This is a genomic window from Stenotrophomonas mexicanensis (assembly GCF_032911605.1).
In the GTDB taxonomy this organism is placed as follows: Bacteria; Pseudomonadota; Gammaproteobacteria; order Xanthomonadales; family Xanthomonadaceae; genus Stenotrophomonas; species Stenotrophomonas maltophilia_A.
In genome coordinates this window covers 1-16,335 of record NZ_JAWJTG010000042.1, presented here as the reverse complement: position 1 = coordinate 16,335, position 16,335 = coordinate 1, and the positions used below count along the sequence as shown (strand labels likewise).

The 16,335-nt window shown below is 67.5% G+C and carries 9 protein-coding genes; 4 read left to right on the top strand and 5 right to left on the bottom strand.

The features are described 5' to 3' along the window. Positions 1–128 precede the first annotated feature (128 nt). Genes R1L06_RS16280 through R1L06_RS16270 form a run of 3 tightly spaced genes read right to left on the bottom strand, consistent with a single transcriptional unit; the run spans position 129 to position 2,769 of the window. Complete coding sequence (locus R1L06_RS16280) at positions 129–1,460, bottom strand: O-antigen ligase family protein (RefSeq protein WP_049421775.1); 1,332 nt, start codon at positions 1,458–1,460, stop codon at positions 129–131. Next, on the bottom strand, positions 1,441–2,556 hold the full coding sequence (locus R1L06_RS16275) for a glycosyltransferase (protein ID WP_317218216.1): 1,116 nt from the start codon (positions 2,554–2,556) through the stop codon (positions 1,441–1,443). The genes R1L06_RS16280 and R1L06_RS16275 overlap by 20 nt, the downstream gene beginning before the upstream one ends. A gap of 15 nt (positions 2,557–2,571) precedes the next feature. Next, positions 2,572–2,769 carry a zinc-finger domain-containing protein gene (locus R1L06_RS16270; RefSeq protein WP_005410967.1) on the bottom strand — a complete coding sequence of 66 codons (198 nt, stop codon included), beginning with the start codon at positions 2,767–2,769 and terminating at the stop codon, positions 2,572–2,574. A 420-nt stretch (positions 2,770–3,189) separates the two neighbouring features. On the opposite strand from R1L06_RS16270, the gene R1L06_RS16265 reads away from it, so the two are divergent. Together R1L06_RS16265 and R1L06_RS16260 are read left to right on the top strand one after the other, a co-directional pair. Beyond that, a complete protein-coding gene (locus tag R1L06_RS16265; RefSeq protein WP_317218215.1) occupies positions 3,190–6,534 on the top strand; it encodes a GH92 family glycosyl hydrolase in 3,345 nt (1,114 codons plus the stop codon). After that, positions 6,531–7,274, top strand: a complete 744-nt coding sequence (locus tag R1L06_RS16260) for a basic secretory protein-like protein (RefSeq protein WP_317218214.1) — start codon at positions 6,531–6,533, stop codon at positions 7,272–7,274. Before R1L06_RS16265 ends, R1L06_RS16260 begins: the two co-directional genes overlap by 4 nt. A 508-nt stretch (positions 7,275–7,782) precedes the next feature. On the opposite strand, the gene R1L06_RS16255 is transcribed toward R1L06_RS16260, so the two are convergent. Beyond that, complete coding sequence (locus R1L06_RS16255) at positions 7,783–10,074, bottom strand: NADP-dependent malic enzyme (RefSeq protein ID WP_317218213.1); 2,292 nt, start codon at positions 10,072–10,074, stop codon at positions 7,783–7,785. Between the two features lie 230 nt (positions 10,075–10,304). Continuing rightward, the gene (locus R1L06_RS16250; protein WP_032129107.1) at positions 10,305–11,648 is read right to left on the bottom strand and encodes a dicarboxylate/amino acid:cation symporter; all 1,344 of its coding nucleotides are present in this window, start codon (positions 11,646–11,648) and stop codon (positions 10,305–10,307) included. A gap of 333 nt (positions 11,649–11,981) precedes the next feature. On the opposite strand from R1L06_RS16250, the gene R1L06_RS16245 reads away from it, so the two are divergent. Next, positions 11,982–13,151 carry an OprO/OprP family phosphate-selective porin gene (locus R1L06_RS16245; RefSeq protein ID WP_317218212.1) on the top strand — a complete coding sequence of 390 codons (1,170 nt, stop codon included), beginning with the start codon at positions 11,982–11,984 and terminating at the stop codon, positions 13,149–13,151. A gap of 66 nt (positions 13,152–13,217) precedes the next feature. Continuing rightward, positions 13,218–15,860: a hybrid sensor histidine kinase/response regulator gene (locus R1L06_RS16240; RefSeq protein WP_317218211.1), complete on the top strand. Its 2,643-nt coding sequence runs from the start codon at positions 13,218–13,220 to the stop codon at positions 15,858–15,860. The last annotated feature ends 475 nt before the right edge of the window (positions 15,861–16,335 follow it).

Sequence of the window (16,335 nt, the reverse complement as noted above, 5' to 3'; positions counted from 1 at the left end):
TCCACGCATGGCGTGGATCTACTACGGCGACGTTCGTTCGGTGACCGCCATGCACGCCATGGCGTGGATCCACCATGGGGGGTTTGTTCGGTACGTGGAGTAGAGCCACGCCATGCGTGGATGGACGATCACACCACCGTCGGCGTGTCGTCCGTTTCGCGGGCCAACAGGCTGCCGGCGAACAACGCGGCCAGCATCACCGTCAGGCCCCCCCAGAACGCGGAATAGAACGCCAGATGGGTATTGAGCGGGAATACGGTGACCGCCAGCGCCAGCATTGCCGGGCGCGCACGCTCACGGGCGGCGGCCGGTGCATATCGCCAGGCCCGCCAGGCCTGGGCCACCGCAGCCAACCACAGCAGAAGGCCGAGCACACCGGTTTCCGCCAGGATCTCCAGCACGATCTGATGGGCATGCAACGCCGGGGCATCGCCCCACACCGCCGGTTCGTCGCCAGACACGCAGGCCGGATAGGCATCGCGGAAACCGCGCGCGCCGACCCCGTTGATCGGGTGCTCTTCAATCATGCAGGCCGCGGCGTCCCAGATCCGCGCGCGCCCCGACAACGCCTCGTCGACACCGCGTTCGCTCCCCTCCCAGGCCATCGCCGTACGTGCGAAGCGCTCACGCAGCTGCGGCACGCTGGCGGTCAGCACACCCGCTCCGAGGACAGCGACCAGCCCCAGCAGCACCAACCGCTTCCAGCCGAACTGGCGCACGCCGCTGTAGGCCAGCACCAGCGCGAAGGTGATCCACGACGCGCGCGAGCCGGCCAGCAGCAGCACGCAGCCCAGCGCCGCCGCAGCCAGGACCCACCCTGGATTGCCGAAGCGGCGCGCCAGCGGCAGCAACAGGAACGGTGAGAGGCTGGCCAGGACCTGGCCGAACTTCAGGTTGCACGGCCCCAGCGCGCCACTGAGGCGATCGACCCATGCTGCCTCGCTGGCCGGGCACAACGCGTGACCGCTTACTGCAAACTTCAGTTGCTCAAGTGACCAGAACCACGGACTGGTACCCACGACCGCCTGCACCAGTGCATCCAGCGTCCACGCAGCGGTAATCAATGCGAGGCCACCGAAGGTCAGCCGCCGGCGTTCCGGCGTGGCCACGGCGATCGCCACCAGCCACATGAAGGGCAGGTAGCGCAGGCCGGCGGCCGCCTTGGTCCACGACGCCGCCGGATCGATCGCATCGAAGGCGGAGAACGCCTGCGGCAGCCAGTAACCGAGGAACAGGATCGAGGTCAGCGCCCACGCGGCGGGTGTCAGCAGGTGCGGGCGGCGCTGCAGGCGGCGCATGATCATGCGCACCGCGGCATAGAGCGCACCAAGACCCAGCACGGTTTCAGCGATGCCCGGCAATGGCCACAGCGCCACGTACGCCAGCACCCACCAGGGCGCCCAGCGCCCGGCGCGGTCCTCGCGCACGAGGGTTGCGGGGTCAGCCGGCGAGGTCGGCATAGAGGCGGAGGGTGTCGCGCTGCATGGCCTGCAGGGTAAACGGGATGCGGGTCGGCAAGGACGGCGGCTGCGCCAGCAGGGCCAGCGCACGTTCACCCAGCGCCCGTGCATCGCCCAGCGGCACGGCGCCGGCCGGCTGCAGCTGCTGCAGCAGTTCGCCGACGCCGCCATGGTCCCAGCCCAGTACCGGGCGACCGACCGACAACGCTTCGACCACGGTGCGGCCGAACGCTTCGGGCTTGTCCGAAAGCTGCAGCACCAGATCGCTGGCCGCATAGGCCTGGGCGATATGCGCGGTCGGCGTGCTGATCTGCACGGCGTCGGTCACGCCCAAAGCAGCCGCCTGCCGGCGCAGGTCGGCCACGTATGCTTCACGGCCGGGTTCATCGGTGCCCAGCATCCACAGCTGTGCCGGCACACCGGCCGCGCGCACATCCGCCAGCAACTGCAGCGCATGAGCATGCCCCTTCAGCCGGGTGCCCCGCCCCGGCAGCAGCAGCAGCGGGCCCTCAACCTGCGCCAGCCACGGGTAATCGGCTGCCAGCGCCAGTCGTGGCCGACGGTCGGCGCGGGCCACGCGGGGAAACTGTGCGACATCGACGCCGCGCGGAATCACCTGCAGCCTCGCTTCGGGAACCGTGGGGTAGTGCCGCTGCACATAGTCGCGCACGGTATTGGACACGCAGATCACGCGTTCACCGCTGGTCATCACCGCGCTGTAGCGGCTGGGCGAGTTCAACCCGTGCACGGTGGTCACCCAATGCGGGCGCTGTGCGGCAGGCATCGCGCGGATCGCGTACAGGCCCAGCCAGGCCGGCAGCCGCGAACGGGCATGCACGATGTCGGCGCCAACTTCAGCGAACAGGCGGCGCAGGGTCGGCAGGTGGCGCAGGGTCAGCAGCGATTTGCGGCCGATATCAAGGGTGAGGTGCTCGGCACCGCTATCGAGCAGCGGCTGCACCAGGCGGCCACCGGCGGAGACCACCAGCGCACGATGGCCGGCAGCGACCAGGGCCGCAGCAATTTCCAGGGTCGAGCGCTCGACACCGCCGGAGTGCAGCGCCGGCAGCAACTGCACCACGGTCAATCGGCGCATCGAAGGGGCGGCCGCTTAGTCGGCCAGCACGAACACGGAACCGCAGTACGGGCACTGCGCTTCGCCGTTGGGCTCGTCTTCGATCGGCAGGTACACGCGCGGATGCGAGTTCCACAGCGCCATTTCCGGGGTCGGGCAGCTCAGCGGCAGATCGCTGCGGTGCACGGTGTAGCGCTTCTCGGCGTTGGCGGGCGCGGTGGCGGTATGGCTCATGGCGGATGTCGATGAACGGGTTGCGAGGCCTGTGATTCTAGCATCTGGGCCGCCCCGACATTGCGCCGCAACGGGTCTTTGCGCGTACCGGGCCGATTCCCTGCGGCCTGCATGCCACCTCGGGACGGGGTGCCGGTGGAAATTCCCGATCGATCCTGCAGGTTCACGCCGAAAATCCGCCGACAACGATATTTCCCGCATTTGGATCGAACTAAATGGCACTTGTCAGGTTGCCACGGCTGTTGCAGGATCGGGCCAGGTCGTAAACCGGCCCACTCCAATCCGACCCGATCGCATGGCCCGCCCCCACCGGACCGGCATCGCCTCTTCCACTGCCATCCCGGCGGGCGGAGCGATGCTGTCCGTGGTGTCCGCCGATGCGGGTTCTGCCCGCCGCCTGCCCTTCCGGGAGACCCTTGCATGACCCTGTCCGATCCACGCCGCGCCCTGCTTCCGCTCGCCCTGGCCCTGGCCTGTGCGACTACCGCGATGCCGGTGCTGGCACAGGGACTGCAGACCTCGTTCGAACCGGGCCAGCCGGCTCCGGCACCGGCCGCAGGCGCACTGCAGGTCACGATCGGCAACGGCCCTGCTGCGCCTTACGCCGCCAAGCGCAATGCGGGCTACAGCGGCCTGCATGCACTGCGCTACAGCAGCGAAGGCGGCAGCGCGCGACGCGAGCTGTTCAAGGCGGACATGACCATCAAGGCCGATACCACCCTGTCGTGGCTGGTGCTGCCGGAGATCGTCGGCAAGGACACCGTGGCCTCGACCTATGTGTCACTGGACCTGCTGCTGGACGATGGCAGCCGCGTTTCGGCCAGCGCTGCACGCGACCAGCATGGCGTGGCCATCGGTGCGCGCGCGCAGGGCGATTCGAAGACGCTGTATCCGCAGCAGTGGGCGCGCAAGGCGGTGCGGCTGGGCGACGTGCCCGCGCTGAAGGGCCGCCGCGTGCTGGCGATCGAACTGGACGTAGCCAGTGCCGACGGTGCACCGGTCTCGGGCTGGATCGATGACGTGCGTCTGGACACAGTGCCACATCAGCAGCCAGCGCGCGTCTCCGACTGGGTGCTGACCACCCGTGGCACCCAGGCCAACGGCACCTTCTCGCGCGGCAACAATTTCCCGGCCACCGCGGTACCGCACGGATTCAACTTCTGGACCCCGGTGACCGATGCTGGCGCACTGAACTGGCTGTACCGCTGGAACGAACAGAACGACGCACAGAACCGTCCGCAGCTGCAGGCGCTTGCGCTGAGCCATCAGCCCAGCCCGTGGATGGGCGACCGCCAGACCTTCCAGGTGATGCCCTCGGCCAGCCGTGGCGTGCCGGAGGCCGACCGTCGCAAGCGCGCGCTGTCGTTCGAGCGCAGCCATGAAAGCGCGCGCCCGTATCGCTACGACGTGCGATTCGACAACGGCATCGCGGCCGCCATCGCGCCGACCGATCATGCCGCGCTGTTCCGCTTCGAGTTCCCCGAGGGCGGCGACGCCAACCTGCTGTTCGACAATGTCGATGCACGCGGTGGCCTGACCCTGGACGCTGCCACGCAGACACTGTCCGGCTACACCGATACGCGCAGCGGGCTGTCCAACGGCGCCAGTCGCATGTACGTGGTGGCCAGCTTCGACAGGCCGTGGCGCAGCAGTGGGCGCCTCAACACCGGCCGACCGACCGGTTACATCAAATTCGATGCCGGCAGCGACCGGCGGGTGACCATGCGCATCGCCACCTCGCTGATCTCGGTGGAGCAGGCACGGCACAACCTGGCCCTGGAAATGGCCGCCGCCGATACACTGGAAAGCGTGGCCGGCCGTGCGCAGGATGCATGGGATGCGCGCCTGGCCCGTTTCGACATCGGCGATGCCAGCGACGACCAGAAGACCACGCTGTACTCCAGCCTGTACCGTCTGTTCCTGTACCCCAATTCCGGCCATGAGAACGTGGGCAGCGCCGCCGCACCGGAATGGCGCTACGCCAACCAGGCCAGCGCCAGCGATGACAACACCGAGGGCAGCGCGACCCGCAGCTATGCCGCCGTGCGCGACGGCAAGGTATTCGTCAACAACGGCTTCTGGGACACCTTCCGCACCACCTGGCCGGCCTATGCGCTGTTCACGCCCGACGATGCCGGGCAGCTGGTGCAGGGCTTCATCGAGCAGTACCGCGCCGGCGGCTGGATCGCACGCTGGTCGTCGCCGGGCTACGCCGATCTGATGGTCGGCACCAGCTCCGATGTGGCCTTCGCCGATGCATGGCTGAAGGGCGTCGGCGGTTTCGATCCGGCCGAGGCCTATGCCGCCGCGCTGAAGAACGCGACCGTGGTGCCGCCGGACCGCCATGTCGGCCGCAAGGGCATGAACCGTTCGACCTTCCGCGGCTATGCCAGTGCCGACGTGCACGAAGGCATGTCGTGGACGATGGAAGGCGCACTCAATGACTTTGGCATCGCCAACATGGCCGATGCCCTGGCCAAGCGCGCGACCGCGCCCGCCGCACGCGAGCGCTACAGCACCGAGGCCGACTACTTCCGCCATCGCGCCGCCAGTTACGCGACGATGTTCGATCCGGCGGCAGGCTTCTTCCAGGGCCGCAAGGCCGATGGTCGCTGGCGCGTGGACGCAAAGGCCTACGATCCGCGCGTGTGGGGCCACGACTACACCGAATCCAATGGCTGGACCTTCGCCTTCACCGCCGCCCATGACGGCGAAGGCCTGGCCGCGTTGTATGGCGGCCGCGAAAAGCTGGCGGCGAAGCTGGATACCTTCTTCGCCACGCCGGAAACCGCGGACCCGGCACTGGCCGGCTCCTACGGCGGTACCATCCACGAGATGACCGAAGCGCGCGACGTGCGCATGGGCATGTATGCGCACAGCAACCAGCCGGCGCACCACATCCCGTGGATGTACCTGTACGCCGGGCAGCCGTGGAAGACCCAGCAGCACGTGCGCGAGATCCTGTCGCGGCTGTATGTGGGCAGTGAGATCGGCCAGGGCTACCCGGGCGACGAGGACAATGGCGAGACCTCGGCATGGTACGTACTGGCCTCGCTGGGCCTGTACCCGCTGCGCATGGGCGCCCCGGAGTACGTGATCGGCTCGCCGGCATTCGAGCATGCACGGGTGGAGCTGCAGGGTGGCGCGGTGCTGACCGTGAACGCGGCCAACAACTCGCGTGAGAACGTCTACGTGCAGTCGCTGAAGATCAACGGTACGCCGTGGACGAAGACCTGGGTGCCGCACGACCTGATCGCCAAGGGCGCGACCCTCGACTTCGTGATGGGACCCCGCCCCTCGCGCTGGGGCAGCGGCGTGGACGATGTGCCGCGCTCGTTGACCGCGCGCGGCCAGCACCCGCAGCTGCTGCACGACCTGCTCGGCAGCGGCGCGAAGGCGACGCTGGCCGATGGCCGTGCCCTGCCCGCGCTGGTCGATGACGATGCCGGCACCACGGTGGGTCTGGGCGCCGGTGCAACCATCGCGCTGACCGGCCTGGCCGAGGGCACCCCGACGATGTACACGCTGACCAGCGGTGACGGCCGCATACAGGGCGGTGAGTGGACGCTGGAGGCGCGCAACGGCGGCGGCAGCTGGGCCGTGCTCGACCAGCGCAGCGGCGAAGACTTCGAATCCGCCCGCCAGACCCGTCCGTTCCGCATCGCCAAACCTGGTCGTTACAGCGAGTACCGCCTGCGCCTGGCTGCACCGGCACGGCTGCCGCTGGCGGAGATCGAACTGCTGGCGCCCGGCACCGTACAATGAGCTGCATGCGCTTCCGTCTACTGCCTCTGGCCCTAGTTGCCCTGTCCTTCTCAAGCTTCGGCCAGACCCAGGCGTTCGATACGCAGCTGACCCGCGACGGCGTGACGCTGAACTACCAGGACGCCCGTGGCGCCCTGGCCGCACCGCAGCGCAAGCGGGTGATCGATACGTTCTTCTTCGCGTACCTGCGCGAACGTGCGGACTTCCATCCCGCTGCGCCGTCAATGGTGCGCATCGTGATCGATCCGGCCTACACCGGCATCGCCTTCGTCGGCGACAAGGACCAGGCAGCGACGATCACCATCAATCCGGGTTGGCTGGCGCAGCACCCGAACGACGTCGACCTGGTCACCCATGAGGCGATGCACATCGTGCAGGGGTATCCCGGCTATGGCGATGCACGGGTGCCGGGCTGGCTGGTGGAAGGCATCGCCGACTACGCACGCGACCGCTACGGCATGGACAATGCCGCGGCCGGTTGGGCACTGCCCGGCAAGGTCGAGAAGGGGCAGAACGTCGACAGCGGCTACCGTGTCACCGGTGCGTTCCTGAAGTGGGCCGACGCCGAACACCCGGGCCTGGTGCTGGCACTGGACAAGGCCCTGCGCGATGGCCGCTATGCACCGGCGCTGTGGCAGAAGCACACCGGCAAGGCACTGCCAGCGTTGTGGGCGCAGTACGCCAAGCCGCGTTCGGCCGCACCGCCGCCGGCGCCGGCACGGCGCGGCAAGCGGCACTGACTGGGTGGTCGACTGGATATCGGGGCGACTGGGTAGAGTCGACTGTTAGTCGACTGCCCTTGATTCAGCCACCGAAAACCCCGCGCTTCGCGCGATAGTCGACCAACGGTCGACTCTACCTCGCTGCCTTCTACGCCTCAGCGCGACCGCACGAAGCCGGCGTAGAGCGCGAACAGCTGCTGGAAGTACCGCCGCGTCACTCGATTGCGCATGACACCCTCGCCCATGAAAAGTTGGTCGGGCCCAGGGTGGAAAGGCCGGTCCGGTCCCTTCCCACGGCCGGGCCGCGTGGGCGTATTGGGCCGCAATGGCGTTGCAGGGAAATGACCGGGTTGCGTAGTACGTGTGGCACAGCCCGGAGGTAGAGCCGGCCGCTGGCCGGCTGCCGTCGTGCGCCTGGACGTCATCGGGGTTGCCGGCCAGCGGCCGGCACTACCCGTTTCCGCTTTGCGGAAACAGAAACGCGCCCCGGGGGGCGCGCTTCTGCAGCTGACGCTGGAAAGAAGGCTTACGCCTTCTTTTCCGCTTCCAGCTGCTTGCGGATCTGCGCATCCACCGCCGCAATGGCGGTCATGTTCAGGATCCTGCGCGAGGTCGCGCTGGTGGTCAGGATATGCACCGGCTTGTTCACGCCCATCAGGATCGGGCCGATCGCCACGCCGTCGGTGAACACACGCACCAGGTTGTAGGCGATGTTGGCCGCTTCCAGGTTCGGCAGCACGAACAGGTTGGCACGGCCCTGCAGGGTCGAGCCCGGCAGCAGCTTCTGGCGCAGCGCTTCGTCCCATGCGGTGTCACCCTGCATTTCGCCGTCCACGTTCAGACGCGGGTTGCGCTTGAGCAGCAGCTCACGCACCTGGCGCATTTTCAGCGCGTCCTTGGAATCGTGGCTGCCGAAGTTGGAGTGCGAAAGCAGCGCCACCTTCGGCTCGATGCCGAACAGCTTCATGCGGTAGGCGGCCTGCAGGGTCGCTTCGCACAGCTGCTCGGCCGTCGGGTCTTCCTGCACATGGGTGTCCACGAAGAAGAACACGCCCTGCTGGTTGATCACGCCGGTCATCGCCGAAGTCGAGGTGACCTTCGGCTCCAGCGGCAGCACGCTGCGCACGTAACCCAGCTTCTTGTGGAAGCGGCCGACGATGCCGGTCAGCATCGCATCGGCTTCGCCACGGGCCACCATCACCGCCGCGATCAGGGTCGGGCGCGAACGCATCAGGTTCTTCGCCGCGGCCACGGTCACGCCACGACGGCCGGTCAGGCCGTGGTAGTACTGCCAGTACTCGTTGAAGCGCGGGTCGTCGTTGATGTTGGTGACTTCAACGTTCTCGCCGATCTTCAGGCGCAGGCCGAGGCGCTCGATGCGCGACTCGATCACTTCCGGGCGGCCGATCAGGATCGGGTGCGCCAGGCCGTCATCGACCACGTTCTGCACCGCCTGCAGCACCACTTCCTCTTCGCCCTCGGCATACACAACGCGCTGCTTGTCGCTGCGCGCGCGGTCGTAGACCGGCTTCATCATCAGGCTGGTGCGGTAGACGAACTGGGCCAGCTTGTCGCGGTAGGCGCCCATGTCGTCGATCGGGCGCGAGGCCACGCCCGAGTCCATCGCGGCCTGGGCCACGGCGGCCGACAGCTCCACCAGCAGGCGGCGGTCGAACGGGCGCGGGATCAGGTATTCACGACCGAAGCTCGGGGTCTCGCCGCCATAGGCCGAACCCATGTCGGTGGCCGCACGACGCGCCAGCGCCGCAATGGCGCGCACGCAGGCGATCTTCATTTCCTCGTTGATCGCGGTCGCGCCCACGTCCAGCGCACCACGGAACAGGTACGGGAAGCACAGCACGTTGTTGACCTGGTTCGGGTAATCCGAACGGCCGGTGCCGATGATCGCGTCCGGACGGGCGGCGCGCGCCAGTTCCGGCATGATTTCCGGAGTCGGGTTGGCCAGCGCGAAGATCACCGGATCCGGCGCCATGGTCTTGACCATGTCGGCAGTCAGGATGCCCGGCGCCGACAGGCCCAGGAAGATGTCCGCGCCGTCGACGATCTCGGCCAGGGTGCGCTTGTCGGTGTCGCGCGCATAGCGCTGCTTTTCCGGGTCCAGGTCGGTACGACCGATGTGGATCACGCCCTCGCGGTCGAAGGCCAGGATGTTCTCCGGCTTCAGGCCCAGCTGCACCAGCATGTTCACGCAGGAAATGCCAGCTGCGCCCATGCCCGTGGTCGCCAGCTTCACTTCCTCGATCTTCTTGCCGGTGATCGCCATGGCGTTGAGCACCGCTGCGCCGACGATGATCGCCGTGCCGTGCTGGTCGTCATGGAACACCGGGATCTTCATGCGCTCGCGCAGCTTGCGCTCGACCACGAAGCATTCCGGTGCCTTGATGTCTTCCAGGTTGATGCCGCCGAAGGTCGGCTCCAGCGAGGCGATGATGTCGACCAGCTTGTCCGGGTCGGTTTCATCCACCTCGATGTCGAACACATCGATGCCGGCGAACTTCTGGAACAGCACACCCTTGCCTTCCATCACCGGCTTGCCGGCCAGCGCGCCGATGTTGCCCAGGCCCAGCACCGCGGTGCCGTTGGAGATCACCGCCACCAGGTTGCCGCGGGCGGTCAGCTCGCTGGCCTGCTGCGGGTCGGCCTTGATCGCTTCACAGGCGTACGCCACGCCCGGCGAATACGCCAGCGACAGGTCGCGCTGGGTCAGCATGGGCTTGGTAGCGGAAACCTTGATCTTTCCCGGCGGGGACATCCGGTGGTAATCGAGGGCGGCCTGTTTGAAATCTTCGTTGGACATCGATGTGGGTTACATGAATGGGCAGAAGGGACAGGGGATGATACCCCCGTTGGAGCGTCTGGACCTGTCGCTATCCTGTCGCAGGCATGCTGCGACCGCACAATTCCGTGCCGTATGCGACGGTACCGCGACACCAGCTTCGGTGCGTCCCATGACAGCCATGGGACGCCTTGAAACGCCGCGGGGCCGTACCACTGTCGTGATCGGCCCCGCGGTACCACACACCTGGATCAGCCCCTGGCCGGCAGCGCCTCGGGCACGGCATCGACCAGCGGCGGCAGTTCGCTTTCGCGGCCGTCCAGCGCCAGCTTCAGGCGGTTGCGGTCCAGCGCCCCCTCCCAGCGCGAGACCACCACCGTGGCCACGGCATTGCCGATGAAGTTGGTCAGCGAGCGGCATTCGCTCATGAAGCGGTCCACGCCCAGGATCAGCGCCATGCCGGCCACCGGCACCTCCGGCACCACGGCCAGGGTGGCGGCCAGGGTGATGAAGCCGGCGCCGGTGACGCCGGCCGCGCCCTTGGAGCTGAGCATGGCGACCAGCAGCAGGGCAATCTGATGGCCCAGGGTCAGTTCGGTGTTGGTGGCCTGGGCGATGAACAGCGCCGCCAGGGTCATGTAGATGTTGGTGCCGTCCAGGTTAAACGAGTAGCCGGTCGGGACCACCAGGCCCACCACCGACTTGCTGCAGCCGGCGCGTTCCATCTTCTCCATCAGCGACGGCAGCGCCGACTCCGACGAGGAGGTGCCCAGCACCAGCAGCAGTTCGGCCTTCAGGTAGCGCGCCAGCTTGAACACCGAGAAGCCGCACAGGCGGCAGACCAGGCCCAGGATGACCGCCACGAACAGGAAGGCGGTGAGGTAGAACGAACCCACCAGCCAGGCCAGGTTGATCAGCGAGCCAACACCGTACTTGCCGATGGTGAAGGCGATTGCGCCGAAGGCACCGATCGGCGCGGCCTTCATCAGGATGTGCACCAGCTTGAACACCGGGGCGACCAGCGCCTCCAGGAAGTTCACGATCGGCTTGCCCTTCTCGCCCACCGATGCCAGCGCGATGCCGAACAGCACGGCCACGAACAGCACCTGCAGGATGTTGCCATCGACGAACGCGCTGAGCAGCGTCTTCGGGATGATGTCCATCAGGAAGCCGACCAGGGTCAGGTCATGCGACTTCTCGACGTAGCTGTGCACCGCGGTCTGGTCCAGCTCGGCCGGGTTGATGTTCATGCCGGCGCCGGGCTGCACCACGTGCGCCACGATCATGCCGACGATCAGTGCCAGCGTGGAGAAGAACAGGAAGTACGCCATCGCCTTGGCGAATACGCGGCCCACCGTGCGCAGGTGGGTCATGCCGGCGATGCCGGTGACAATGGTGAGGAAGATCACCGGCGCGATGATCATCTTCACCAGGTTGATGAAGGCATCGCCGAGCGGCTTCATCTTCTCGCCAATCAACGGTTCGTAGTGGCCAAGGATGGCGCCCAGGACGATCGCCACGATCACCTGGAAGTACAGCTGGCGATAGATCGGCAACGGCTTTGCAGGCACCGGTGCTGCGGTCGGGATGTGCATGGCGGACTCCGGAAGGGGCGTTTTCAGGCACGTACGGCCCCGGGACTGCACGGGAACCGATACCGTGGAAACTGATCGCAGGCCCTGTGCTGCACGCGCAGGGGGGTGCGACCAATGGACGCCTTTGTACGCGCCGAGCACGCTGGCGCAGATAACCTATTGGTACTAGCCCCCCGGTTCAGGTGGCCGTGGTGCCTACACTGGCGCCGCACCGCCCGATCACGGGGAGGCCGGTGGCCCGAGCTGAACGGCCGGGCGCGTCATTGCGAAAGTTCCGGCCCTTGCGGCCGTTGTTGTCCTGTCCACACGCAATCTGAGAGAGCCGCACCCAACATGCGCCCGATTCCCACCTTGCTGGCCCTGTCGCTGGCCGCGCTTCCCGCCTTCGCTTCGGCTGCCGATTTCGACAACTGGCCGACCAAGTACGCCTTCGGCGACGGCACCGAGTTGGCCGCTACCGCCAACATCGCCTACGACTACAACGATTTCTCCTCGGGCAGCGGCCTTGAGGACGACGACGCCGTGCGCCGCAAGGAATTCGGTGCGACGCTGAAGAAGAAGGGCGTCTACGACGCGATGGTCTATTACGACTTCCAGTCCGATACCTGGCTGGACGTGTTCGTGCGCTTCGAAAGCAAGGCCTTCTTCGGCCGCGACATCGGCCGCTTCCGCTTCGGCTACATGAAGACCCCGGTCGGCCTGGACGCGAACACGTCTTCGCGCGCCGGCAGCTTCCTGGAAACCGCACTGCCCGTGCAGGCCTTCTACGCCGGCCGCCGCACGGGTGTGGAATGGGTGCTGGAGCGCCCGCAGTACCTGCTGCAGGCCGGCGCCTATGGCGGCAAGGACCTGCAGGGTGACAACCCGGGCACCACCCAGGCCGTGCGTGCGGTGTGGACCCCGGTGAAGGCGCCGGGTGACGTGATCCACCTGGGCCTGGCCTACTCGCAGGAAAATCCGCGCGGTTACAGCGATGGCCGCGACGTGCACCACGAGGCCAGCGCGCGCCTGCGCGCACGTCCGGAAGCCGGCCTGACCGATATCCGCTATGTCGATTCCGGCGCGCTGGTCACCGCCGACCAGATCCGCCGCACCGGCCTGGAAGGCATCTGGATCCGCGGCCCGTTCTCGCTGCAGGCCGAAGCCCTGCGCGCCACGGTCACCCGCCATGACGGCAAGCCCGACTACACCGGCAGCGGCCAGTACGCGATGGCGAGCTGGGTGCTGACTGGCGAATCGCGCCCGTACAACGCCGGTGCGGTGGCCAACATCAAGCCGGCGCACGACTACGGCGCGGTGGAACTGGTGGCCCGCTACAGTCGCCTCGACCTCGACGATGGCAGCATCCTCGGCGGTCGCCAGCACGACCTCACTCTGGGTGCGAACTGGTACCTGACCAGCCACTTCAAGTTCCAGGCCAACTACGTCAAGGTCGACGCCAGCCGTCGCGGCGTGCACAGCACGCCGGAGATCTTCGAACTGCGCGCGCAGATGCACTTCTGACCCCTTCCACGTCAGATCCCGGCGGGCGTGTACGCCACGCCCGCCGGCCCTGCGTAGACTGCCGCCATGTACTGGCTCAGCCGCCACCGGATGCTGTTGCTGACCATCGCGGTGATGGTCGGAGGCACCGTGCTGTGTGCGGTCGCCGCCGGCCACTACGCCTGGCGGCGCGCCCTCGGTGAGGAAAGCAGCCAGGTACAACGCCAGCTGCAGTTGTATGGCCAGGGCCTGCAACAGCGCATCGACCGCTTCGGCACGCTGCCGCAGGTACTGGCACTGGATCCGGATCTTCTGCACGCCCTGCGTGTGCCGCCCTCGCCCACCGAACGGCAGCGGCTGAACCTCAAGCTGCAACGCGCCAATGAAGTCACCCGTGCCTCGACCCTGACCCTCGTCGGTCACGATGGCGTAGCGGTGGCGGCGAGCAACTGGGACCAGCCGACCACCAACGTCGGTGAGAACTACAGCTATCGTCCCTATTACCGCCAGGCGCTGGCCCAGGGCCGCGGCCGCTTCTACGGGATCGGCATGACCACCGGCGTGCCCGGCTACTACCTGTCGCAGGCCATCGAGGAAGACGGCAAGCGGCTCGGCGTGGTGGTGATCAAGGTCGAGCTGTCGGCACTGGAGCAGGAGTGGCTGAGCAGCCCTGACGTGGTGCTGGCCAGTGACGACCACGACGTGGTGTTCCTGGCCAACCGTGACAGCTGGCGCTACCGCCTGCTGCGACCGCTGGGCGCCGATGAGCGCCGCGAGATGCTGGACGCCCGCCAGTACGCCGATCGCACCCTGCAGCCACTGCGCGCACGTACCGAGGATGTACTGGCCGATGGCGGCCGCATGGTGCGCCTGCTGGATCCGGCATTGCCGCAGCCGATGCTGTGGCAGAGCCTTGCGCTGCCGGCCGAAGACTGGAACCTGCACCTGCTGCACGACGCCAGTGCCGCCACCGCCGCCGGCCGTGCGGCCGCGCTTACCGGAGGTGCCGCATGGCTGGCGCTGGGCTTCCTGGTGCTGTTCATACAGCAGCGCCGGCGCCTGGCCAAGCATCGCCTGCGCAGCCGCCGCGAGCTGGAAACCCTGCTCAAGCAGCATGCACAGGAACTGCGCACCGCACAGGATGGCCTGCTGCAGGCCGCCACCGATGCCGACAGCGGCCTCAGCCGCAGCCTTGAACACCTGCCGCAGGGCGTGGTGGTGATCGACCGGGACCTGCGTCTGGTCGCATGGAATTCGCGCTACCTGGAACTGTTCCGTTTCCCGCTGGACCTGGTGCGCGTGGGGCGGCCCATCGAGGAACTGTTCCGCTTCAACGCACGCCGTGGCCTGCTCGGTCCCGGCCCGGTCGACGAGGCCATCGAGCGTCGCCTCAACCACCTGCGCAGCGGCCGTCCGCACATGCGCGAAAGTGAGAAGGACGACGGTACGGTGCTGGAAATCCGCGGCAACCCGCTGCCCGACGGCGGTTTCGTCACCAGCTACGCCGACATCACCAGCTACAAGAATGCTGCACGCGAACTGCGCTCGCTGGCCGATGCACTGGAACACCGCATCACCGAACGTACCCACGACCTGGACGAAGCACGCCGCGAGGCCGAACAGGCCAACCGCTACAAGACCCGCTTCGTCGCCTCGGCCGTGCACGACCTGCTGCAACCACTCAACGCAGCACGCATGTTCGTCTCGGTGCTGCGCGGCAAGCTGAGCGACCCGGCGCAGCAGCAGACCAGCGATCACATCGACGCTGCACTGGCCGCGCAGGATGCGATCCTCAACAGTCTGCTGGATATCGCGCGGCTGGAATCGGGCAGCCTGCCGACCCGTGTGCAGGCGTTCCGGCTCGGGCCGCTGCTGCAGACACTGGCGCGCGAATTCGGCATCGCCGCGCAGTCACGTGGCCTGGTGGTGGACTGGGTCGATACCGATGCGGTGGTGGTCAGCGATGAAGCGCTGCTGCGCCGCATCCTGCAGAATTTTCTGTCCAACGCACTTCGCTACAGCGAACGCGGCCGTGTGCTGCTCGGCTGCCGTCGCCGCGAAGGCCTGCTGTGGATCGAAGTGCACGATCAGGGGCCCGGCATTCCCGACGCGTTGCAGGGCGAGATCTTCGAGGAGTTCCGCCGCCTGCATGATGGCCAGCAGCGCGGTGCCGGCCTCGGCCTGGCCATCGTCGACCGCATCGGCCGCCTGCTCGGACATCCGATCCGGCTGCGCTCGCAGCTGGGCCTGGGCAGCGTGTTCGCCGTGGGCGTGCCGTTCGGCGACGCGGGCGCGATTCCCGCCACCGCGCCCGCGCCGGTGCTGGCGCAGGAACCGGCGGCGGACAACCCGCTGCGAGGGCGCCGTGTGTGGGTAATCGATGACGATCCGCACGTGTGCGCGGCCAGCCGCGCGCTGCTGGAGCGCTGGGGTTGCGAGGTGATGCTGGCCGATGGCCCGCAGGCCGCACTGCAGTTGGCCACGACGGCAACCGTGCCGGAGCTGGTGCTGCTGGATGTGCGCATGGGTGACCACCACGGCCCGGTGCTGTACGAGACATTGGCCGAACTGTGGCAGGCCCGCCCGCCGGTGGTGCTGGTCACTGCCGAGCGCGATGCGGGATTGCGTGAGATGGCTGCCGAGCGTGGCTGGGGAATGATGGCCAAGCCGGTGAAGCCGCCGGCGCTGCGGGCGCTGATGAGTCAGTTGTTGATCCGGCATCGCGGGTAGTTTCCAGCCAACGGCGCAGCCCCTCGTGGGTGGTGTCTGGTTGGTCGTGGAAAGCAGAAGCCGTGGTGGGCCGGTCGGGTTGGGTGCACGGGGGACGCCGTGAATCCATCCCTGGAGGCTTGGCAGCCGCATCCATGCGGCTGACACCCCCGCGAACCCAACCCGACCGGCCTCTGACAGATTTCGGTGGCCTGCCACCCACGGAGAAGAAAAAGAAGATCAAGAGCGGATCGCGCGCTGCGCTTGCTCGTGTAAAGCCAAGCCCATGCTCGGCTTCGCGGACCAACCGGAAAGCAGCCGAGCGTAGGCTCGGCTCTACAAAAGGCGGCCTGCCAGGCTGCCTTTGCTTTTGATGTTCTTTTCTCTTCCGTGGATGGATGCGCACGGAACCTGTCCGTGGCCGGGCAGGTGGGCTGCGCAGGGGCGTGAGCCGCATGGGCCCGAGGCATGCCTCGGGCGGGTTGGGCAGGACGCC